The organism is Muricauda sp. MAR_2010_75 (assembly GCF_000745185.1).
GTDB lineage: Bacteria > Bacteroidota > Bacteroidia > Flavobacteriales > Flavobacteriaceae > Flagellimonas.
Window position 1 is genome coordinate 671,824 of the sequence record NZ_JQNJ01000001.1, and the last position, 22,070, is coordinate 693,893.

The 22,070-nt window shown below is 42.4% G+C and carries 17 protein-coding genes; 6 read left to right on the forward strand and 11 right to left on the reverse strand.

Features of this window, described 5'->3' with window-relative positions:
• Nucleotides 1-95 precede the first annotated feature (95 nt).
• The 9 genes from rpsJ to FG28_RS03055 all read right to left on the reverse strand — a co-directional run bounded on the left by rpsJ (nucleotide 96) and on the right by FG28_RS03055 (nucleotide 7,942).
• Nucleotides 96-401: a 30S ribosomal protein S10 gene (gene rpsJ, locus FG28_RS03015; RefSeq protein WP_007094989.1), complete on the reverse strand. Its 306-nt coding sequence runs from the start codon at nucleotides 399-401 to the stop codon at nucleotides 96-98.
• 11 nt (nucleotides 402-412) lie between these two features.
• Entirely contained in the window at nucleotides 413-2,539 is a 2,127-nt protein-coding gene (gene fusA / locus FG28_RS03020) for an elongation factor G (RefSeq protein ID WP_036379860.1), read from the reverse strand.
• 8 nt (nucleotides 2,540-2,547) lie between these two features.
• Nucleotides 2,548-3,024, reverse strand: a complete 477-nt coding sequence (rpsG, locus tag FG28_RS03025) for a 30S ribosomal protein S7 (RefSeq protein WP_036379861.1) — start codon at nucleotides 3,022-3,024, stop codon at nucleotides 2,548-2,550.
• A 19-nt stretch (nucleotides 3,025-3,043) separates the two neighbouring features.
• Nucleotides 3,044-3,418: a 30S ribosomal protein S12 gene (gene rpsL, locus FG28_RS03030; protein WP_013305196.1), complete on the reverse strand. Its 375-nt coding sequence runs from the start codon at nucleotides 3,416-3,418 to the stop codon at nucleotides 3,044-3,046.
• Nucleotides 3,419-3,649: 231 nt separating this feature from the next.
• Nucleotides 3,650-4,471 carry a hypothetical protein gene (locus FG28_RS03035; RefSeq protein ID WP_036379862.1) on the reverse strand — a complete coding sequence of 274 codons (822 nt, stop codon included), beginning with the start codon at nucleotides 4,469-4,471 and terminating at the stop codon, nucleotides 3,650-3,652.
• A 164-nt stretch (nucleotides 4,472-4,635) separates the two neighbouring features.
• The gene (locus tag FG28_RS03040; RefSeq protein WP_036379863.1) at nucleotides 4,636-5,400 is read right to left on the reverse strand and encodes a hypothetical protein; all 765 of its coding nucleotides are present in this window, start codon (nucleotides 5,398-5,400) and stop codon (nucleotides 4,636-4,638) included.
• Between the two features lie 39 nt (nucleotides 5,401-5,439).
• On the reverse strand, nucleotides 5,440-6,234 hold the full coding sequence (locus tag FG28_RS03045) for a hypothetical protein (protein WP_156102189.1): 795 nt from the start codon (nucleotides 6,232-6,234) through the stop codon (nucleotides 5,440-5,442).
• Nucleotides 6,235-6,291: 57 nt separating this feature from the next.
• Nucleotides 6,292-7,095, reverse strand: coding sequence for a hypothetical protein (locus FG28_RS03050; protein ID WP_036379865.1), 804 nt, complete (start codon nucleotides 7,093-7,095; stop codon nucleotides 6,292-6,294).
• 34 nt (nucleotides 7,096-7,129) lie between these two features.
• Nucleotides 7,130-7,942: a hypothetical protein gene (locus FG28_RS03055; RefSeq protein ID WP_036379867.1), complete on the reverse strand. Its 813-nt coding sequence runs from the start codon at nucleotides 7,940-7,942 to the stop codon at nucleotides 7,130-7,132.
• A 429-nt stretch (nucleotides 7,943-8,371) separates the two neighbouring features.
• On the opposite strand from FG28_RS03055, the gene FG28_RS03060 reads away from it, so the two are divergent.
• The 5 genes from FG28_RS03060 to rlmB all read left to right on the forward strand — a co-directional run bounded on the left by FG28_RS03060 (nucleotide 8,372) and on the right by rlmB (nucleotide 19,103).
• The gene (locus FG28_RS03060) at nucleotides 8,372-11,623 is read left to right on the forward strand and encodes a SusC/RagA family TonB-linked outer membrane protein (RefSeq protein ID WP_036379869.1); all 3,252 of its coding nucleotides are present in this window, start codon (nucleotides 8,372-8,374) and stop codon (nucleotides 11,621-11,623) included.
• A gap of 22 nt (nucleotides 11,624-11,645) precedes the next feature.
• On the forward strand, nucleotides 11,646-13,382 hold the full coding sequence (locus tag FG28_RS03065; protein WP_036386087.1) for a SusD/RagB family nutrient-binding outer membrane lipoprotein: 1,737 nt from the start codon (nucleotides 11,646-11,648) through the stop codon (nucleotides 13,380-13,382).
• Nucleotides 13,383-13,411: 29 nt separating this feature from the next.
• Complete coding sequence (locus tag FG28_RS03070) at nucleotides 13,412-14,761, forward strand: hypothetical protein (protein WP_036379870.1); 1,350 nt, start codon at nucleotides 13,412-13,414, stop codon at nucleotides 14,759-14,761.
• A 311-nt stretch (nucleotides 14,762-15,072) separates the two neighbouring features.
• Entirely contained in the window at nucleotides 15,073-18,336 is a 3,264-nt protein-coding gene (locus FG28_RS03075; protein ID WP_197062545.1) for a VCBS repeat-containing protein, read from the forward strand.
• 35 nt (nucleotides 18,337-18,371) lie between these two features.
• Complete coding sequence (gene rlmB / locus FG28_RS03080) at nucleotides 18,372-19,103, forward strand: 23S rRNA (guanosine(2251)-2'-O)-methyltransferase RlmB (RefSeq protein ID WP_036379873.1); 732 nt, start codon at nucleotides 18,372-18,374, stop codon at nucleotides 19,101-19,103.
• Here rlmB and FG28_RS03085 read toward each other — a convergent pair.
• Nucleotides 19,100-19,828 (reverse strand): rhomboid family intramembrane serine protease, encoded by a 729-nt coding sequence (locus FG28_RS03085; RefSeq protein WP_036379876.1) that lies wholly within the window; start codon nucleotides 19,826-19,828, stop codon nucleotides 19,100-19,102. The two genes, rlmB and FG28_RS03085, sit on opposite strands and share 4 nt — an antisense overlap.
• Nucleotides 19,829-19,947: 119 nt before the next feature.
• On the opposite strand from FG28_RS03085, the gene FG28_RS03090 reads away from it, so the two are divergent.
• Nucleotides 19,948-21,225: a replication-associated recombination protein A gene (locus FG28_RS03090; RefSeq protein ID WP_036379877.1), complete on the forward strand. Its 1,278-nt coding sequence runs from the start codon at nucleotides 19,948-19,950 to the stop codon at nucleotides 21,223-21,225.
• Here the strand turns inward: FG28_RS03090 and FG28_RS03095 are convergent.
• Nucleotides 21,222-22,070 carry a hypothetical protein gene (locus FG28_RS03095; protein ID WP_036379879.1) on the reverse strand — a complete coding sequence of 283 codons (849 nt, stop codon included), beginning with the start codon at nucleotides 22,068-22,070 and terminating at the stop codon, nucleotides 21,222-21,224. The two genes, FG28_RS03090 and FG28_RS03095, sit on opposite strands and share 4 nt — an antisense overlap.

Here is a 22,070-nt window from a genome sequence, read left to right on the forward strand (position 1 = left end):
TGAACTTGTTTCAGCATCTCTTCAATAAGACACTTCGACTTCGCTCAGTGTTTGTTCGGCTAAGACTTTCTGCAAATCAGAAAGTCAAGTCCTCATCAAACTTTGATCTCAACCTCAACGCCGCTGGGAAGCTCAAGCTTCATAAGGGCATCAATGGTTTTTGATGAAGAGCTGTAAATGTCCAACAATCTCTTGTAAGAGCTCAATTGGAACTGCTCTCTCGATTTTTTGTTCACGTGGGGTGAACGCAAAACCGTAAATATCTTTTTGTGTGTTGGCAATGGAATTGGCCCAGTTACCACAGCACCGGTTGTTTTTACTGTTTTCACGATCTTTTCAGCAGATTTGTCCACCAAATTGTGATCGTAAGATTTCAATTTTATTCTAATTTTTTGACTCATCTTGCTGAAAATTAAGCGGTTACTCCTTTAGCTGCTTTAATCACCTCTTCCGCAATGTTGGAAGGAGTCTCGGCATAGTGTGAAAATTCCATTGTAGATGTAGCCCTTCCTGAAGACAAGGTCCTCAAAGAGGTTACATAACCAAACATTTCAGATAAGGGCACTTCACCCTTTACTACTTTGGCACCAGCTCTATCGCTCATGCTACTGATAGTACCTCTACGTCTGTTCAAATCTCCAACAATATCCCCCATGTTTTCTTCAGGTGTCAACACCTCAATTTTCATGATGGGCTCCATTAATACGGATTTGGCTGATTTGGCAGCGGCCTTGTACCCCATTTTTGCAGCCAATTCAAATGATAGTGAATCGGAATCCACAGGGTGGAATGAACCATCCTTTAAGGTAATCTTCATACTATCCATCTCAAATCCGGCCAAAGGACCATTCTTCATAGCCTCTTTGAATCCTTTTTCAACAGATGGAATATATTCTTTAGGAATGTTACCTCCTTTTATTTCATTCACAAACTCCAATCCAACCACATCTTCAGCGGCAGGCTCCATGGTAAAGACAATATCCGCGAATTTACCTCGACCACCGGATTGCTTTTTGTAAACTTCTCTGTGATTTGCCGCTTGTGTAATCGCTTCTTTGTATTCCACTTGAGGCTGACCTTGGTTAACCTCAACCTTAAACTCACGTCGCAAACGATCCACAATGATATCCAAGTGAAGCTCACCCATACCAGAGATGATGGTCTGACCTGAAGCCTCATCGGTTTTAACCTGGAAGGTTGGATCTTCTTCGGCCAACTTGGCCAAAGCCATACCCAACTTATCAACGTCTGCTTTTGTTTTTGGCTCAACGGCAATACCGATAACGGGATCAGGGAATTGCATACTTTCCAATACAATTGGATGTTTCTCATCAGAAAGGGTATCCCCAGTCTTGATGTCCTTAAATCCAACCGCCGCACCAATATCACCCGCTTCGATAAAATCGATGGCGTTTTGCTTATTGGAGTGCATTTGATAGATACGTGAAATACGCTCTTTGTTTCCAGATCGGTTGTTCAGGATATAAGAACCTGCGTCCAAACGACCGGAATATGCTCTAAAGAAAGCCAAACGACCTACAAAAGGATCGGTAGCAATCTTAAAGGCAAGCGCTGAAAACGGCTGTTTTGGGTCTGGTTTTCTTCTTTCCTCTTTCTCTGTATCTGGATTGATACCGATGATATCATCCTTATCCAAAGGCGAAGGCAAGTAGCGACAAACGGCATCCAAAAGGAATTGGACCCCTTTGTTTTTGAAGGAAGAACCGCAAATCATAGGAATAATAGCTCTATCCATAACTGCGGCACGCAAAGCAGCGTGTACTTCCTCCTCAGTGATGGAATCTTCATCTTCGAAGAATTTTTCCATCAAGTTTTCATCATATTCAGCAACAGCTTCAATCAAAGCTGCTCTGTATTCTTTCACTTCAGCCTCCATTTCAGCAGGAATTTCCACAACATCAAAGGTAGAACCGAAGTTATCCTCATGCCATACAACAGCCCTGTTCTTCGCCAAGTCAACAATACCTTTAAAATCAGCTTCGTCACCAATTGGCAATACAATTGGCACCGCATTGGAGCCCAACATTTCACGAACTTGTTTGCACACGTTCAAGAAATTGGAACCTTGACGGTCCATTTTGTTCACAAAACCGATACGTGGTACTTTGTAGTTATCGGCCAATCTCCAGTTGGTTTCGGATTGTGGCTCAACACCGTCAACGGCACTGAACAGGAACACCAATCCGTCCAAAACACGAAGGGAACGGTTCACCTCAACGGTAAAGTCCACGTGTCCGGGAGTGTCTATAATATTAAAGTGGTAGTCTTTTGTATCAGGCAAAGGCTGTGCATTTTCCATGGGAAACTTCCATGTACAGGTAGTAGCGGCAGAGGTAATGGTAATACCACGCTCCTGCTCTTGCTCCATCCAGTCCATAGTAGCTGCACCATCGTGCACCTCACCAATTTTGTGGCTCACACCGGTATAAAAAAGAATACGCTCTGTAGTAGTTGTTTTACCAGCATCAATGTGAGCTGCAATACCTATATTCCTTGTATATTTTAAATCTCTTCCCATTGTAATGATTAGAATCTAAAGTGTGAGAATGCTTTATTGGCCTCAGCCATTTTGTGTGTATCTACCCTTTTCTTCACTGCGGCACCTTCTTCTTTGGCAGCGGCCAAAATTTCAGAAGCCAGTTTCTGCGCCATGGATTTCTCGTTACGCTTTCTTGCGTAGAGAATCAACCATTTCATGGCAGTGGATATTTTTCTGTCTGGACGAATCTGCATTGGAATCTGGAATGTTGCACCACCCACTCTTCTACTTCTTACCTCAACGTGTGGCATAACATTGGAAAGGGCATCTTTCCATAGTTCGAGTCCTGTTTTTTCTTCGTCAGTGTTCTTTTCGTCAACAATATCAATTGCATCGTAGAAAATCTTGAATGCAACTGACTTTTTACCATCCCACATCATCATGTTCACAAAACGTGTAACAAGTTGATCGTTAAATCTTGGGTCTGGCAATAACGGTCTTTTCTTTGCCTGCTTTTTTCTCATCGCTTCTTCTTAAAGTTGATTACTTTTTAGGACGCTTTGCACCATATTTAGATCGACGTTGCGTTCTTCCCGCCACACCGGCAGTGTCCAACGCCCCACGAACGATATGATATCGCACACCAGGCAAATCCTTTACTCTTCCACCTCTAACCAATACTATCGAGTGCTCTTGGAGGTTGTGTCCTTCACCAGGGATGTATGCGTTCACCTCTTTACCGTTGGTTAACCTTACCCTTGCAACTTTACGCATTGCAGAGTTTGGTTTTTTAGGTGTAGTGGTGTAAACCCGCGTACAAACCCCTCTTCGTTGAGGACACGAATCCAAAGCAGCCGATTTACTCTTCTTGGTAATTGTGGCCCTTCCTTTTCGTACTAATTGTGAAATTGTTGGCATTAAAATTTCTATTAAAAACTAAATAACCCTCATTTTGAGGGCTGCAAATGTAGTGATATTTCATTAGTAATCAAATCCCAATATAATTAATTTCAAAGATTTTTTATTGTTTGTCGTATTTTATATCAATTCATGCGTTGGCCAACTCTTAAAAAATGGTCTGAATGGACATTTTGGCTATAAAAAAAGCACCCATTAAAAGGTGCTTTGACTGTAATAGTTTTTCTTTTTTCAGTTACTGGCCACAGCAATCTCATTGCCCATTATATCCGCTTTTCTAAAAACGGAAACTAAATCTTCCGCGTTCTTAAAACCAATACTCTTTTTCTTGATATACTTTGCCAATTCCTTTTTGGAAGAGCCATCAAAAAAGTCCAATACTTTTTTCTTGTTCAATTTGGCATAGACTGGTGGATCATTGGAAACCGCCACGTAGTACTCCGTCTTGTCTGAAAAGCGTGGTGGAAAATCAGTTCCATGGGATGTCTTTGCGTATTTTCCATCCTTATAGGTTTTGCGCAACCTTTCATATACTGTGTAGGTGTTTCCTTCATATATGGAAACCACATAACCCTTTACCATCTCATCGTTGTCGTCCTTGAACGACATATACCTATATTCGCGTCCATCAACCACACAAGAGACATCCTCGTCCCGAATAAGTGATTCTTTTGTAAGGCTATACTTGTTTCGCTTCACCTCCAAGTCATCGTTAAATGCATCATATCGCACATAAAATTCTGCAACCTCCTCGCCTTTGTCATAAATAGTGGCCTTTTTAAATTCCTTCACATAATAGGCACTTCCCTGCACTCTGGCATATCCATCTGTTTTGGTGAACGTAACATCCCCAAACTTGTTCCTTAAATCGGAAAAAAAGTTCATTACGGAGGGATTGTTGCCCAATGAGGCCTGAGATGTACAACAGAGACCGAGCGCATCCCTACCCGCCTTATCACCTCCTTTAGCAAAGGCAGGGTTCATCAATTGGTATTGACCAAAAGCCGATACCCCCAACAGGAATAGAAAACAAGAGATTAGTTGCTTTTTCATTTTTTTGTTTTTAAGATTAACTTCAAAAATTCTACGTTTTACTCTCCATGAAGTCTTTGCATCTGAAGGATACCATGCATCACAATTTTTATTCTTTTTTAAGATACATAAATTCCCTAAATAACATTCTAAATTTCAAATAAATACAATCTTTGCTACCTTTACTACAACGAATTACCATACGCGAATAGGTTCCGCAAATCGTCACCATCATTTACATTGGGACGCTTATCCTTAATATAACTTTTGATTGCTTTCTGGTCTTCCTCGGAAAACATAGAGAGCACGTCAGATTTTCTGGTCTTCATAAACATGGGAACATCACCGGTTTTGGAGACATAGTATTCGGTCTTGTCCAAAAAGCGGTGCGGAAAGGAGTTGTCCAACGAGGTCTTGGCAGGTTTTCCTTCTTTGAACACTTTTATATGCTTTACAAAAAGCGTATAGTCGTCACCAGTTACCACTGGGGTCAGATACCCTTTTTGAGGGTTGCCGTCCTCATCAGTATACCCGAGGTAATAGTATTCGTTGCCATTTACAGCGCAGGAATAGATGGGATGCTTTACCATGGCACGCACCACGTTTGACCCCAGTGTCTCCTCTAGTTCCACTTCATCATTATAGGCATCGTATCGCATATACAGCTTTTTAAACTCTTCCCCGTCTTCATATAGAGACCCCAAAGTAAAATTCTCATTAAGGTATATAGTCCCATCAATATCTTCCAGGGTCAAGTTTACCTCTTCACCCATGCGGCCAAACTTGATTCGCATGTCATTATATAAGTTTAGCACGTGAGGATTGTTGCCGAACGCAGATTCATGGTCAAAGCTTCCACCATTTACTCCTGGTTGCACATTTACATTCTGGGCAACACTGGAATTCAGGAAAAAAGCACCTAGGACAAGTGCGAATATGTATGGCTTCATAACTGTACTGTTTAAGATTTAATTTCTTTGCCTTCCACTTTATAAGGTATTGGCGTAAGCAAAAAGATTCTGCAGATCATCCTCATCATTTAGATTGGGCCGTTTTTCCTTCATATAGTTTTTCATGATCTTTTGATTCTTCTCACGAAACAAAGAAAGTATTTCTGATTTTCTTGTCTTTACAAAAACGGGTACGTCACCTGACTTGGAAACATAAAATTCTGTCTTATCCAAAAAACGGTGCGGGAAGGAATTGTCCAACGAGGTCTTGGCGGGTTTCCCCTCTTTAAAAACTTTTATTTGCTTCATGAACAAGGCGTAGTTCTCACCAGCCGTCAATGGCATCAAGTACCCTCTTTGGGATTCACCATCTTCATCTATATACCCTATGAACTGGTAGACCTCCCCATTCATTGAGCAAGAGTACTTTGGATGTTGCACCATGGCCCGAACCACATCATCATCTTTGGATTCCTTTAGCTCCACTTCGTCATTATAGGCATCATAACGCAGGTACAACTTCTTAAAAGCAATACCGTCTTCATACAATGTGCCCAGAGTAAAGTTCTCATTGGGGTAGATGCTCCCATCAATATCTTCCAAGGTGAGATTGACTTCTTCTCCCAAGCGACCAAACTTATTCCGCATGTCATTGTAAAGGTTCATCATGGCAGGGTTGTTCCCCAAACCACCACCTTCACCACTCTTCAACAACGCCAGTCTATCCGCAGTAAAAACACCTCCTTCTCCTTGCACATGGATATTACCTTGGGCATTTATAGCGGTTACCACTCCGAGAATTAAAAAAATTCCCAATACTTTTCTTTTTATCATTTTCATTTTTTTTGATTCTACTATACAGAGGGCTACAGCAATATAACGTCTGCAATTTTACAATGAATTTGCATAAGCGAAGAGATTCATCAAATCCCTACTGTCATCAAAATCGATGCGCTTACCCTTCACATAATTTTTCATGGCTCCATATTGATCATCAGGAAACACAGAAAGCACATCCGACTTTTTCGTTTTCATGAACTTCGGGAACTCCCCTCCTGAGGACACATAATACTCGGTCTTGTCCAAAAAGCGGTGCGGGAAAGAATTATCCAACGAGGTCTTAGCCGGTTTGCCTTCTTTAAAGACTTTTATCTGTTTTTCATACAAAACATAGCCATCTCCATAAACCAAGGGTTTTAAATATCCACTTACAGACTCGCCATCTTCATTTTGGTAATCCATATAGACAAATTTATCACCATCAATGGAGCAAGAATACTTTGGATGCTTCACCATGGCCCGGACCATTTCAGAATCCGCTGACTCCTTTAACTCCACCTCGTCATTGTAAGCATCATACCGAAGGTACAACCTTTTAAATGCCACCCCATCTTCATAGAGGGCACCTAAGGTAAAGTCCTCATTCAGGTATATGGTCCCATCAATATCATCTAAAGTAAGATTCACCTCTTCTCCCATGCGACCAAATTTCATTCGCATGTCGTTGTATAGATCCATCATGGCTGGGTTATTGCCCAAACCAGCCTGTTCACCGTGATCACTTTTCAGCAAAGCCAATCTCGCTGGGGTAAACACCCCACCTTCTCCCTGCACATGGATATTTCCCTGGGCATAAACCGAGACCATTGTCCCAATCATAAAACAGGTCCAAATAAAGTTTTCTTTGTTTTTCATTTTTTGATTTTTATTCCATTAAGGGAAACAACTTCTATAAAGTATTGGCGTATGCAAACAAATTTAGCAAATCTATATCCTTATCCACATTGCTCCTTTTATCCTTCATATATTTCTTAACTTCTTTTTGATCCTTATCTGAAAAAACCGATAACACTTCCTTCTTCTTTGTTTTCATGTAGGAAGGCGTTCCTCCATCAATCGAAACATAATACTTGGTCCTATCCAAAAATCGATGCGGAAATGGCCTGTCCAAAGAAGTCTTTGCCAGTTTCCCTTCTTTAAAGACTTTAAGTTGTTTTTGATAAAGCACATATTCCCTACCTCTGACCATTGGGGTAAGGTAACCTTTGACAATTGCACCATTTTCATCCACATATTCCATGAACACAAATTCATTTCCTTGAATGGAGCATGAATATTCCTCATTTTTTACCATAGCCCTGGTGGTTTCAGCATTTGGGCTTGTCCTAAGTTCTATCTCGTCATTATATGCATCATATCGGGCGTACATTCTTTTAAAAACAACACCATTATGATAAAGTGCACCCAATTGAAATGATTCATCCACATAAATTGTGCCATCAATGTCATCCAAAGTAAGGTTCACCTCTTCTCCCAAACGCGCAAACTTCATCCGTAAATCACTAAAAAGGTTCATGGCACTTGGGTTATTGCCAAGGTCATACTCTTCCGCATACCCCGCACTGCTGTTTCCTTTAAGACCAGCCAGTCTATTTGCCGTAAATACACCGCCTTCGCCTGGAGAATGAATATTGCCCTGAGCATTTGCATGGAAGCCAAAGAATATTATAAAACCAAAAGTGACATAAAACAACCTTCTCATGGTTTAGAACTTTAAGATAAAATTAAGTATCTACCTTAAATATATAAAAATTAAGGGGTTATGCACTATGGAAGACGTATAAATGTCATTTCTATTAAAAGAACATGGGCAAATGCGCCAAAACCTCAAAAAGAACAATCTAAAATTTTTAAGTATATATAATAAGGTATAAGCAAAACCAATAATTGAATAATCCACAGCAACTTGCATATATAGCTACATCCGCACGAAAACCCCAACCCTAAATTTGGCACTATTTTATTATCAACATAATTTTTAATGCGCCAAATTAAGAAGTCCATTAAATACCAAAGGTCATTTTGAGGTTATTGCATTTGCTAACATCATCTTAAAAATTTAGTAAAATTAGTTTGGATTATTAACATGAAATTATGATTTTAGCGGCTAGCTAATTCAAATAATTTAAAAATGAGAACAAAACTTAATGGATTGTTAACGCTGTTATTGGCGTTTGTTGTGCATGTATCCTTTGCACAGGACAAGACGATTACAGGTACTGTTACGGATTCCGATGGTCTTCCGTTGCCTGGGGTCAACATTGTCGTCGAAGGGACCACCAACGGTACCCAAACAGATTTTGATGGTAACTATTCGATCAGTGCAAGTCAAGGTCAAACATTGCTTTTCACCTATATAGGGCAAAGAGCCACAAGTAGACCAGTTGGTGCAGGAAGTGTGATCAATGTTCAGATGGAAGAGGACACCCAGGCTCTTGAAGAGGTGGTTGTGACTGCCCTTGGTATTAAAAGGGAGAAGCAGGCCCTTGGATATGCGGTTGCCGAGGTAAGCTCCGAACAACTTGAGGAGAAAGCAGAAGGTGACCTTGGACGTGTCCTTATGGGTAAGGCCTCCGGGGTGAACATCACCCAGCAAAGTGGTCTGTCCGGATCCGGTACCAATATTATCATCCGGGGTTTTAACTCCTTTAGCCAAAGTAACCAACCACTGTTCATTGTGGACGGTGTTCCCTTCAACGGAGACACCAACCCCTCAGGTAGACAGGGCAGCCGTCAGGATTTCATCAACGGTAACAACGGTTCCAGTAGGTTCTTGGATCTTGACCCGAACAGCATTGAGAGTGTGAACGTATTGAAAGGTCTTGCGGCCTCCACACTATATGGATCTTTGGGTAGAAACGGTGTGATTTTGATCACCACCAAGGCAGGAGCAGGAGGAGAAGGAGCCAAGAAGACTGAAATTACAGTTACTTCTTCCATGTTCTTCAATGAGATTGCTTCACAGCCAGAATATCAGGATGAGTATGGTAACGGTTTTGACCAGGCCTTCGGATGGTTCTTCAGTAACTGGGGACCAGCCTTTAGAAGAGAAGGGCGTGCTGGTTGGGGAAATAGTTCAGCTTTTGATGCAAATGGAACATTGCCCCACCCATATTCAACATCAACTGACGCCATTCAGGCCGCTTTCCCAGAATTTCAGGGCGCACGCTATGAGTGGAGACCGTATAAGAGTTTTGAAAATTTCTTCAAAACAGGTACGGTTACCAATACTTCCATCAACGTTGCAGGAGCCTCTTCTGACGGAAAAATTTCATACAACGCCAACTATGGCTATTTGAAAGACCAAGGTTTTACTCCAGGCAACAGTTTAAACAGGAACAACTTTGGTATTGGGGGTAGAGCAGTATTGAGCAACAAGTTCACCGTTTCAGGTACTCTTAACTATGCGCGTACGAAGTTCATCTCTCCACCTGTGGCATTGAGCCAGGGTAACGGAGCCACTGGTAGTGGTTCATCCGTATTTGGAGATTTGTTCTTTACACCGCGTTCGGTTGATGTTTTAGGATTACCTTATCAAGACCCAATCACTGGTGGTAGTGTTTACTATCGTCAGAACAACTCCATTCAGCACCCCTTGTGGACCGTGAACAACGCCGGTACACGGCAGCAGACCAACAGGGTGTTTGGTAACCTAGGTATACAATATGACCTGAGCGAAAACCTTAACTTGGTCTATAGGGTTGGTATTGATAACTACAGTGAGAACAACACAAACTACCAGAATAAAGGTGGTGTAAACAGTAACAGTAACGATATCAGGCTACAGAGCGGTGTCTATGAGACTTGGAACAACACCAATACTATTTGGGACCACAACGTTGCCATAAACGGTGATTTCGATTTGACCGAAACCGTTGGAAGTACCTTCAACATAGGTTTCAATGGAAGAAGGGAAGTCTTCAACCAGACTGGTGTCGCAAGTGATGGCCAGCAAGTATTTGGCGTGCTTCGCCACTTCAACTTCTTGAACCAAAACGAGATTCAACAAACATCAGAACGTAATGTAATTGGTCTCTACGGACAGGTTGAGTTTGATTACGACAACTTTGTGTTTGTTACGCTGGCCGGAAGAAACGACTGGGTATCCAACTTGGATACGGAGAACAGGGCATTGTTCTACCCTAGTGCGAGTTTGTCCTTTGTTCCAACGACCGCATTTGACGGTCTGAAGAGCGATGTGCTGAACTATCTTAAGATACGAGCAGGTTACGGTACCTCTGCAGGTTTCCCTGACCAAAACTCTGATTCTTACCCAATTGCCGCGAGACTTTCTTTGGACACACAGGATTTCCAAGATAATACCGGTAGAAATATCGTAACCAATACAACTCCGTTAACATTGGGTAACCCAGACCTATTGCCTGAGCAAGTTTCAGAGATTGAATTAGGGGTTGAATCTAGATGGTGGGATGGCAGAATTACATTCGATGCCTCTGTTTACCAAAGAACAACAACCGATTTGATCGTGACACAACCCTTGGATCCAGCTTCTGGATACTTTAGGACCACCACTAACGTAGGTGAGATTAAAGGTGAAGGGGTTGAGATTGACCTTGGTTTGAATTTGATCAGAAGTGATAGCGATGGCTTTAACTGGAGGTCCAATGTGAACTTCAGTGCCACCGAAACTACGGTTGAGGACTTGGGCCAGGATACGGACCTGATTGTTTACTCTGGTTTCGGAAACTTGGGTAACGCTGCCATAGAAGGTGAGCCCCTTGGTGTAATCTATAGTTCACGTATATTAAGAGATGAAGATGGAAACTTGGTGACCAACTCTTCTGGAGACTATGTACAGGATTCCCAAGATGGTATCATTGGAGATCCAAACCCTGACTTTCTACTTAACTTCATCAATAATTTCAGCTTCAAGAACTTCAACTTAGGCTTCCAGTTCAACTGGACCCAGGGTGGGGATATCTACTCAAGTACGATCAGTACCTTGTTAGGTAGAGGTTTGATTGTTGAAACAGTAGATAGGGAGAACACATACATCCTACCCGGTGTAAACCAAAGTACTGGTGAACCTAATGACGTTCAGATCAACAATTCAGATTACTTCTTTAACAACATTCTTTTCGGCCCTAGTGAGCTTCAAGTTTATGATGCCACAGTTCTTAGGCTTCAAGAAGTTTCCCTAGGCTACTCGGTTCCCAAGAAGTTCTTGGACAAAACACCTTTTGGCGCATTGTCATTCACAGTATCTGGTTTCAACCTTTGGTATGATGCCATAAACACGCCTGACGGTGCCAATTTTGACCCTAATACCTCTGGTACAGGTGTCGGTAACGGTTTTGGATTTGATTTCTTGAACGGACCTAGCTCTAGAAGATATGGATTCAGTGTTAAAGCAACATTCTAAGATGAAAAAAATAGTTATAAAAATGAAAAACATAAGCACATATATAGCATCAGCCTTGCTTGTAGGGTCATTGATGGTATCCTGTGAGTCCACCGAACTGGATCTGACAGAAGACCCCAACTTTTTGACACCACAGCAGGCAAGCCCGGATTTCTTCCTAAACGCAATACAGGAAGATTTTGCAAGACAGATAGATGGAGAGGCGACAGGGGACCCCCAGGATAACTTCACTTCCGGTGGTAACGTTACCGAAGATGGCCTTTCTGTATTGGGAGGTGAACTTACCCGTTTGGTACCGTACAGTTCCCGTGACTACAGAAGTGGTTTTCAGGACATCGATGTGGATGACGAATGGGACAACGCCTACAGGGGCATCCTTTTTGACATTCGTAACATGGAGCCTCTTGCAGTGGAAGCTGGTCTTACCAGACACTTGGGTATCGCCCAGTTCATTGAGGCGTACACCATTGTTACTTTGGTGGACTTCTTCGGGGACATTCCTTACACCGAAGCACTACAAGCTCCTGAAATTCTAAACCCTAGTTTAGATAGTGGAGCCTCTGTTTACGAAGCTGCACTTTCACTATTGGACCAAGCTATTGCTAACTTTAATAGCACGCCCTCTTCAAACCCAGTGAACGATTATTTCTATGGAAATGATTACGAGAAATGGGTAAAGGCCGCCAATACGTTGAAGCTCAAGATCTACGTTCAAACAAGATTGGTAGATGCTTCAGCGGCAGCAAGTTTCAATGCCATCATCGCTTCCGACAACTATATTATGGACACCGCTGATGACTTGGATTGGTTCTGGCCAGGAACCAGTGCTTCACAGCCTGATACAAGACACCCAAATTATGGTGTCAACTACGCTTCAGCTGGCGCTTCAGCGTACACATCCAATTGGATGGCCAATTTGATGGATAACACAGAAGATCCCAGATTGCGGTACTATTTCTACCGTCAAACCATTAATGTACCTGGACAGTCAGGTTTCCCACCGGATGAGGAATTATTGACCTGTTCTTTGCAGACTCCTCCTCCACATTATGTGAATGGTGGGTTTACCTTCTGCGCCCTGCCCAATGGGTATTGGGGTAGAGATCACGGAGATGATGAAGGGGGACCACCGGATGGATTGTTAAAAACTACAGTCGGTGTTTACCCTGCAGGGGGAAGATTTGACGATGACAGCTTTGAAGCGATTGCTCAATCAATAAACCCAGCTTCGTTTGGAGCGGGTGGTACTGGAATCACCCCCATCTTGGATGCCTTTATGGTGGACTTCTGGAGAGCCGAGATGGCACTGGCTGCTAATCAGCCCGGTACTGCAGCAACGCATCTGCAAAATGCTTTGACCAAACAAATTGCCAAAGCACAATCATTTGCGGCCAATGACCTTAATGCCGATCTCTCGTTTGCGCCATCAGAAACAGACGTGAACAATTTCATTGATGCCACCATCATTGCATTCAATGATGCCGCAGGAGATATTGACGCACAATGGGACATTCTTGCAGAGCAATATTTTGTGAGCCACTACGGTAATGGTATAGAGACCTATAATTTTTACAGAAGAACGGGATATCCAAGTACGTTGCAACCTAATAGGGAGCCGGATCCAGGGGCATTCCCCCGTTCCATGTACTATCCTAACCAAGCTGTGACCAGTAACCCCAACATTACACAGAAACCTGATCAAACCGTGACTGTGTTCTGGGATACCAATCCGGCCAGTGGATTCCCATTCTCTAATTAATATTGGCAATGAACGTAAAAACTAAAATCATGAAAAATTTGAAAAAACATATAACACTGCTTTTTTTCGTTTGCATTGCCTTTTCGTGTAGCGAAGAAACGTTAGTAGATGAAGTCACACGAGACACCGAACGAGGTTTGGTTTTAAGGACCTTGACCGATAGCAACTCCTTTGATATATTTGATACCTCCGGTACTTGGTCTGTGGAATTGGAAGTCCAAGACCAAGAAAATGGGGCCTTTCTTTCAGAAACAAGGTTGTATTTCACATTTATCGACAATAATACCGTTGAAGGCGACGCAAGTACAGATGTAACTTCAGAAGAAACGTTGGTAAATACCTACCCTGCCTCTTCCTTTGATGGAGTTGGGGAGTTTGGGCTACCAACTGGGACAGTTTCGTTGACCTATGCAGAAGCCTTGGCAACAGCGGGGATTTCAATAGAAGATGTTCTTCCAGGAGACCAATTTTTCTTCAGACTTGAGGGGGAGTTGACCGATGGGAGAGTTTTCACCAATAATGCCAATGGTACAGTTTCCGGTGGGTCATTCTACACTGCTCCGTTCCAGTACACTGAAACATTGGATGATGGTATTGAATTTGAGATCACAGATGAAAATCGAAACGTGGTCGATGTCACCGAAGGTGCCACCAACGATGACTTCTTGATCACGATCAGTATTGACATGAGCGATCCTGATTTTGCTGAAACCGATTATTTGGAGTCTGTAACTGTTTACCGCTCTTTCTCGGATAGAAACATTGAAGAGCCCGAAGACGATTTATCAGAAGATGAAGCTGTTTTCCAGGATTTTGTGTTTGATTTGGCTGATTTCACAGAAGAAGATGGTGTATTGACCCTAACTTATGGGTTTACGCAAGAAGAATTGTACGGTCCAAACATCGATTTCTCAGATTTGTTGGTAAATGACCAGTTCCGTTTGCGTTATGAGTTGTTGACTACTGATGGCCGTATCATCACAACTTCTGAAGCAGATACCGAGTATTACACTACCTACGATGTATTTGAATGCGTTCAGTTGAATGCCGATGCTCCTTACCCAGGGGAATATACCTTTGTTATGAAGGATGCATTTGAGGATGATTGGAACGGAGGCTTTTTAACCGTAGTTATAGATGGCGAACCGCTTGAAGAGACATTCGCCGCAGTAGGTGCTGAAAGTAGCGCCTCGTTCACGATTCCCGAGGGTGCGACATCTTTCGAATTCTTCTACACTAGTGGGGATTGGGATGAGGAGAACACCTGGACGCTCTATGATCCCAATGGCGGTCCAGCAGCGACTGGTGGCCCCTACCCTAATACAAATGGCTCTGGCCCATTTGAATATCCAGGTGGAGACATATTGGTCTGTGAATAGGAATCACTAATAATTCTATAGTAAAAAGGGCACCGAATCGGTGCCCTTTTTTGTTAAGCAGTTAATATCATAGGACTTAAATTAGAACAGTCCCTGAATTTAAATACCTTTGGAGAATTATATGGCTCTTTATGTATTGTATCATTTTCCAAACAGTTCATATTTTGAGTATCAAATAGTAGAATCGAATTTTTAATTGACCTAATAGAATATCCGACAAAAGCATATCATTTAGTATGAGAAATTTTTTTCGAGCAATATTGGCTTTGGTATTACTTTCAAGTTGTGCCAATTCAAATAAAGAAAATGAGATGTCCAAATCAGATCTAAGTTTGGAAAGGATTGACCCCATTTTCAAAAAAATAGACATACAGCAAAGTGGTATAAGCTTTGCAAACACCATCACCCATGATGTAGCAAGCCTTAATAACCTCTTCGACTATGATTACTTTTACAACGGTGCCGGGGTTGGTATGGAAGACCTGAACAATGATGGCCTTTTGGATGTATTTTTCTGTGGAAATCAAGTCAATAATGTTCTGTACATCAATCAAGGAGGCCTCAGGTTCAAGGATGTTTCGGAAAAAGCCCAAATCAATATGGGAAAAGTCTGGTCCAACGGGGTCACCTTTGCCGATATAAACGCCGATGGTTGGATGGACATCTACGTCTCCCAAGGTGGGCCCAATACCCGGGACAAACGAAAAAATTTACTGTTCATCAATCAGCAAGATGGAACCTTCGAAGAAAAAGCCGAACAATATGGTTTAGCGGATATGGGCATCAGTACCCAATCCGTCTTTTTTGATTTGGACAAAGATGGTGACTTGGACTGTCTCGTGATGAACGAGAATGAGCTCTACGGCATGGACCCCATCAGCTTTAACCGCTATGTGGATTCAAACGAAGAAATGGCCTATTTCAACTCATCCCATCTATACCGAAATGATGATGGAACTTTTACCGATGTTACCAAAGCAGCAGGACTTGAAAAACCCATCTTCGGCCTTGGCCTTGCCGTCGCAGACATCAACGAAGATGGTTGGATGGACATCTATATGGCCAGTGATTATTATTTGCCCGATGCCCTTTATATAAATAACCAAGATGGCACCTTTACAGACCAAATCAAGGAAGCCACAGATCAGATATCCTTTTATGGGATGGGAATAGATATTGCTGATTTGGACAACGATGACCTTCAGGACATTTTTGTGCTGGATATGGCTGCCAATGACCACGTTCGCTCCAAAACACTTATGGCCTCCATGAACACCAAACGGTTCGATTATTTGGTGAACAAAGCCGGATACCATTACCAATACATGTACAACTCCTTGCAAAAGAACATGGGCCATAACAAATTCAGTAATATTTCACAATTATCCGGAGTGGCCAATACAGACTGGAGTTGGTCCGTGCTCATGAACGATTTTGACCTGGACGGGCACAAGGAAATCCATGTCACCAATGGATATCGTCGGTATGCCCTGGACAATGATCTGCAGATGAAAGTTTTTGAAGCTAGACAGAAATATGGGCAAAACGTTCCTTTGGAAGTAAAACAACAGCTCTATGAGTCCATGCCCTCCGAAAAATTGCCCAACATCATGTACAAGAGAACGTCTGAGCTTATTTACGATGATGTGGCCAAAGATTGGGGCTTGGCCGATTTTTCGTTCAGTAACGGTGCCGCTTCCGGGGATTTGGACAATGATGGTGATATGGACATTGTCATCAATAACATGGACGAAGCTGCATTTGTGTACAAAAACCTTTCCGTTGAAGACGAACTAGGCAATTATCTAAAGGTTATCACCAAAGGGGATTCGTCCGAGGAATTTGCAAAAGTAAAGATCAGTACAGGTAATAATTCCCAGATGGTTGAAGTAAAACGGGTTCGTGGCTACCGTTCTGCACAAGAGCCCAAAGCCTTTTTTGGACTTGCGCATCAAGAAACCGTAGATACGGTAACGGTATATTGGAAATCTGGCAAAATGGAACAAAAATTCAACGTACCGGCCAATTCCACGCTAACTTTCAATGAAAGTGACGCCACCATACCCATTCCTTCCAGCTCTGAAAAAGGAAGGTATTTTGCCGATGTTGATGCCAAAACCTTAGGATTGGACTTTGTTCATACCGAAAATGTATACGACGATTTTGAAACAGAGATACTTCTACCCTATAAACAATCCAATTTAGGGCCTTTTATCACCAAAGGTGATATAAATGGTGACGGGCTGGAAGATATCCATGTAGGAGGCGCCTCAGGCCAAGCTGGACAGTTTTACATACAATCTGGCCGGGGCTTTACCAAACTAAACTCCCCTGCCCTTTCCAATGATGCCCAGTTTGAGGATATGGAATCTGTGTTTTTTGATTTTGATGGTGACAGCGATATGGACCTTTATGTGGTTAGCGGTGGAAACGAGTTTGCCGAAAATTCATCATACCACTCAGACCGAATCTATATTAATGATGGTCGTGGACAATTCACAAGACTGCAAAGCGACGCGCTGTCCAAGCTTCCCAAAAATGGAAAATCGGTCTCCATCATAGATTTTGATAAAGATGGGGACAACGATATTTTGGTGGGCAACCGGGTAGTTCCCAAACAATACCCAAAACCACAAACTTCCACACTGCTTGAAAACAGGGATGGTGAACTCGTGGACGTTACCGAGCAAGTGGCTCCAGAATTTAAGGATTTTGGTATTGTCAATGATATCCAAACTACAGATGTGAACAATGATGGCTGGCCAGACTTTATCGCTGTGGGTGAATGGACCGGAATCGGTATTTTCATCAATGAGCAGGGCACCTTTAAAAATATGGGACAAGAGGATGCCATACTCAATGAAAAAGGATGGTGGTTCTCCGTGACCGAAACCGATATCAACAACGATGGTCTAAAAGATTATGTGGTTGGAAATGTAGGTCTGAACATCAAGTTCAAGGCTTCAGAGGAAAAACCATTTAAGGTATATGCCACCGACTTTGATGAAAATGGAACCAACGACATCGTACTGAGCAAAAAATACAAAGGAACTTACGTTCCGGTACGCGGAAGGGAATGTTCGTCACAGCAAATGCCTTTCATCAAGGAAAAGTTTGAGACCTATTCCGATTTTGCCAATGCCAGTTTGGTCGACATTTATGGGGAAAAGCTGAAATCTTCTTATGAGAGCACGGTTACCGAACTCAAGTCCGTTGTTTTGATCAATAAAGGCAATCTGGTTTTTGAAAAACATCTGCTTCCAGTAGCGGGGCAGACCATTCCCATTTTGGATTGTGCGGTTGCCGACCTTAACAAAGATGGCTTTGAAGATATTATTGCCATAGGCAACATTTATGAAACTGAGGTAGAAACACCCCGATTGGATGCCCTATCCGGAGTGATCCTCCTTTCCAATGGCAATGATGGGTATATCAGCGTACCCTATCCAAATTCTGGACTTTTTATGGGAGGTAACGTAAAAAGTGTTGAGCTTATCACCAACGCCAATAACGAGACCTTTTTATTAAATACCACGAATAATGGGCCTTTGGGTGTCCACAAGATTTCTTCGTGATATATTTGCAGCATCCAAGCAATTGAAACAAGGAGATGAGTGACCAGATTTATGGGATACGGGCCGTAATGGAGGCCATGGATGCCGACCAGCCAATCAATAAGATTTTTTTACAAAGAGGTCTTAAAGGCGAGCTTTTTAAGGAATTGGAGTCGGCTATTCGAAAAAATGGCCTCAGTGCGTCATACGTGCCCATTGAAAAGCTCAATCGGCTTACCCGAAACAACCACCAAGGGGTGGTAGCGCAGATTTCACCCGTGAAATTCCACAATTTTGAAACTTTGGTTGAAAATGTGATGGCACAAGAAAAGATGCCTTTTTTCTTGTTGTTGGACCAAGTTTCGGATGTGCGCAATTTTGGCGCTATCATACGCACTGCTGAATGTTGTGGGGTACAAGGCATAATCATTCCTAAAAGTGGGGCAGCTCCCATTACAGATGATACCGTAAAAACCTCAGCCGGAGCAGCCTTTAATGTGCCCATTGCGAAAGTGGACCACCTGAAGGATGCCATATTCTACCTGCAATCTTCGGGAATTCAAGTTGTGGGGGCTACAGAAAAGACCGAGGATGAAATCTACGCGGTGGATTTTAACCAACCCTGTGCCATTGTCATGGGTTCCGAAGATCGGGGCATTTCACCTTCAATTCTATCTATTTTAGACCATACGGCAAAGCTTCCTCTTTTGGGCAGCATAGGCTCGCTTAATGTTTCCGTGGCCTGTGGTGTTTTTTTGTATGAAGTGGTCCGCCAACGAAGAAGTTAAGTATCGCTCCCATTGTCCTTCTTATAATGATATTTTATTTGGATGTGCTCACTGGGGTCTTCAGTGGTTTCAATAAAATTCCCATTTTCATCAAAATGTCTTAGGAAAGGGTCATCTTCCTCATTGTAATCCTCCCGTTCCCATTCATATTTCTTTTCAACAGGAAGCTTAACCCTAATCATCAAGGCCAACAAAAAACCCGTGATGAATCCAGCTAAATGTCCTTCCCATGAAATATTTTCCCGCACCGGAAAAATATACCACAACATGCTCCCATAGATAAAGACAACCACCAAGGAAAGGGCCACCAACCGATAATGCTTCGCAAAAACACCTTTAAAAAAAATAAAACTGGCCAAAACATAGATAATTCCACTGGCCCCAATATGGTAGGATGGACGCGCAATTACCCAAGTCAATAGTCCCGAAATTAAAATCCCCATTACAAAAACCCGAAGGGCCGCCTTTTGATAGAAATAAAACAGAAATGCTGTTAAAACAGCCAGGGGGATGGTATTGTTGTACAAATGTTCAACGGATCCATGGATAAACGGGCTAAGCAACACTCCTTTTAATCCAGAAATTCTTCTGGGATAAATGCCATAGTCATTGAAGTTGATTCCGAACTTGACTTCAACCCAAAATACGGTCCAAATGGACAACACGGCAAGCAAGGGTGCCAAAACTACGCCATTGGAAAACCTAAAATGCTCATTTGAATGCATATACTCCTTTCATCAATTACCTGACCACGGACATGAATTTACACAAATTGTCAGGTTTGTTGAAAACGCCATGGAAGAGATGCCCTTTACACCTCTAAAATTGTCTTATTTTTATCCGTATGAATGAACCCTTGGCAGAACGCATACGTCCCAAAACATTGGAGGATTACATCAGTCAGCAGCATTTGGTGGGGCCACAAGGTGCTTTGACCAACCAAATACGGAATGGTGTGATTCCTTCTTTGATTTTCTGGGGTCCTCCCGGAACCGGAAAAACCACCTTGGCCAATATCATTGCCAGTGAGAGCCAACGTCCATTTTACACGTTGAGTGCCATCAGCAGTGGGGTAAAAGATGTTCGGGAGGTCATTGAAAAGGCGAAACAAAGTGGTGGTCTCTTTACAGCTAAAAATCCCATTTTGTTCATTGATGAAATCCATCGGTTTAGCAAATCGCAACAAGACTCGTTGTTGGGCGCCGTGGAAAAGGGATGGGTCACTTTAATCGGTGCCACCACTGAAAATCCAAGTTTTGAAGTGATTCCCGCATTGTTGTCCAGATGTCAGGTTTATATCTTGAATCCTTTTGGAAAGGAAGATTTAGAGGCACTGCTGAACAGGGCAATAAAGACAGACACGGTGCTGAAGGATAAAAAAATCAATCTAAAAGAAACTGAAGCACTTTTACGACTTTCTGGAGGCGACGGACGAAAATTATTGAACATTTTTGAGCTCATCGTCAATTCCGAAAATACCAAAGAGGTTACCATTACCAATGAGCTGGTATTGAACAAGGTACAAAAGAACACTGTACTCTATGACAAGACCGGGGAGCAGCATTATGACATTATTTCTGCCTTTATAAAATCAATCAGGGGTAGCGACCCCAATGCCGCCGTATACTGGTTGGCGCGAATGATCGAGGGCGGGGAAGATGTAAAATTCATTGCGCGAAGAATGGTGATTTTGGCATCCGAAGATATTGGCAATGCCAATCCAACGGCCCTTGTTTTGGCCAATACTACCTTCCAGGCTGTAAATACCATTGGTTATCCCGAAGCTCGAATTATTTTAAGTCAGTGTGCCACGTATTTGGCCAGCTCACCCAAAAGCAACGCCAGCTATGCAGCCATAAATGAAGCGCAGCAAAAAGTGCGGTTGACCGGAGATTTATCCGTACCATTGGCCATCAGAAATGCACCTACTAAATTGATGAAAGATATTGGGTATGGCAAAGGCTACCAATATGCCCATGAGCACGAAAACAATTTTGCGGATTTTGAATTTCTTCCTGACGAGATTTCGGGCACTGCTTTTTATCGCCCGGGAAATAATCCCAGAGAGAATGCCATGCGAGAATTTCTAAAAAAACGCTGGAAGGATAAATATGGATTCTAAAACTTGATGTTGAGTTCCTTCGATTTTTTCACTCCCCCTTCAGTATATTCCAAAAACCATTTTCCATCCTTTTGTAGTACCACACCACTATTTCCTAGATAATCTGTCAAGAACACATTATCCACAGAAGTTGACATAAGCTTCATGACCACCTTGGGTGTGTTATCCACCAATTGGTATCCTTCCCCTATGGGTTGGGCATACAACAAACCTGAATTGACCGGCTCTGGCTCCGCTTTTACCTCAGCTTTGGTAAACGTGGAAGGTTCTGGCTCAACACTTTCATAACTTTGGTTTTCCAAAGTGGCTTCCTGTTTTACAACGGAGGTTTTGGGTGTTTCTTCCAATTTCTTCACATCATCTTTAAAACTTACCGTAATGGGTTGTTCAACCGTTTCTTTTGCTTCTGATTTTTTAGGCGCATAGGCATAGTCCATTCCATCAAATGAAGTAAAAGCGTCTTCAAGGGCATCCTTATAGGCTGCAGTGTACTCCTTTATCTTGCTCTTTCCTTCTATGGTCCTAAAAACCTCAATGGATTGACAGTCTTTCAGTATTACAGTGACCTTTGTGGAAAAAAAAGAGGAGTCATCTAACAAACTGGCCAAAAGACCCAAACATCTGTTGTTTGCCAAATCTTCGGGCAATGCATCATCATAAACCGGAGTAAACCCCTTTTGGGTAAAAAGATATTTGACCATGGTGCTGGTCATATATTGATTTTCTTTTTTGAACGTCTCAAATTTTTTGGGAACGATGATATATTTATACCCGTTCAACTGCCCGCTCATGGTCATGCTCGCCGCTAAAACAAACACCAACGCAAATACTACTCTTTTCTTCAT

Coding starts and splice junctions, on each gene's coding strand:
- FG28_RS03095 (WP_036379879.1), bottom strand. CDS start 22,070: ATGAAGAAAAGAGTAGTATTTGCGTTGGTGTTTGTTTTAGCGGCGAGC.
- FG28_RS03075 (WP_197062545.1), top strand. CDS start 15,073: ATGTCCAAATCAGATCTAAGTTTGGAAAGGATTGACCCCATTTTCAAA.
- FG28_RS03040 (WP_036379863.1), bottom strand. CDS start 5,400: ATGAAGCCATACATATTCGCACTTGTCCTAGGTGCTTTTTTCCTGAAT.
- FG28_RS03085 (WP_036379876.1), bottom strand. CDS start 19,828: ATGCATTCAAATGAGCATTTTAGGTTTTCCAATGGCGTAGTTTTGGCA.
- FG28_RS03055 (WP_036379867.1), bottom strand. CDS start 7,942: ATGAGAAGGTTGTTTTATGTCACTTTTGGTTTTATAATATTCTTTGGC.
- FG28_RS03050 (WP_036379865.1), bottom strand. CDS start 7,095: ATGAAAAACAAAGAAAACTTTATTTGGACCTGTTTTATGATTGGGACA.
- fusA (WP_036379860.1), bottom strand. CDS start 2,539: ATGGGAAGAGATTTAAAATATACAAGGAATATAGGTATTGCAGCTCAC.
- rpsL (WP_013305196.1), bottom strand. CDS start 3,418: ATGCCAACAATTTCACAATTAGTACGAAAAGGAAGGGCCACAATTACC.
- FG28_RS03090 (WP_036379877.1), top strand. CDS start 19,948: ATGAATGAACCCTTGGCAGAACGCATACGTCCCAAAACATTGGAGGAT.
- rlmB (WP_036379873.1), top strand. CDS start 18,372: ATGAGTGACCAGATTTATGGGATACGGGCCGTAATGGAGGCCATGGAT.
- FG28_RS03035 (WP_036379862.1), bottom strand. CDS start 4,471: ATGAAAAAGCAACTAATCTCTTGTTTTCTATTCCTGTTGGGGGTATCG.
- rpsG (WP_036379861.1), bottom strand. CDS start 3,024: ATGAGAAAAAAGCAGGCAAAGAAAAGACCGTTATTGCCAGACCCAAGA.
- FG28_RS03060 (WP_036379869.1), top strand. CDS start 8,372: ATGAGAACAAAACTTAATGGATTGTTAACGCTGTTATTGGCGTTTGTT.
- FG28_RS03070 (WP_036379870.1), top strand. CDS start 13,412: ATGAAAAATTTGAAAAAACATATAACACTGCTTTTTTTCGTTTGCATT.
- FG28_RS03045 (WP_156102189.1), bottom strand. CDS start 6,234: ATGATAAAAAGAAAAGTATTGGGAATTTTTTTAATTCTCGGAGTGGTA.
- rpsJ (WP_007094989.1), bottom strand. CDS start 401: ATGAGTCAAAAAATTAGAATAAAATTGAAATCTTACGATCACAATTTG.
- FG28_RS03065 (WP_036386087.1), top strand. CDS start 11,646: ATGAAAAACATAAGCACATATATAGCATCAGCCTTGCTTGTAGGGTCA.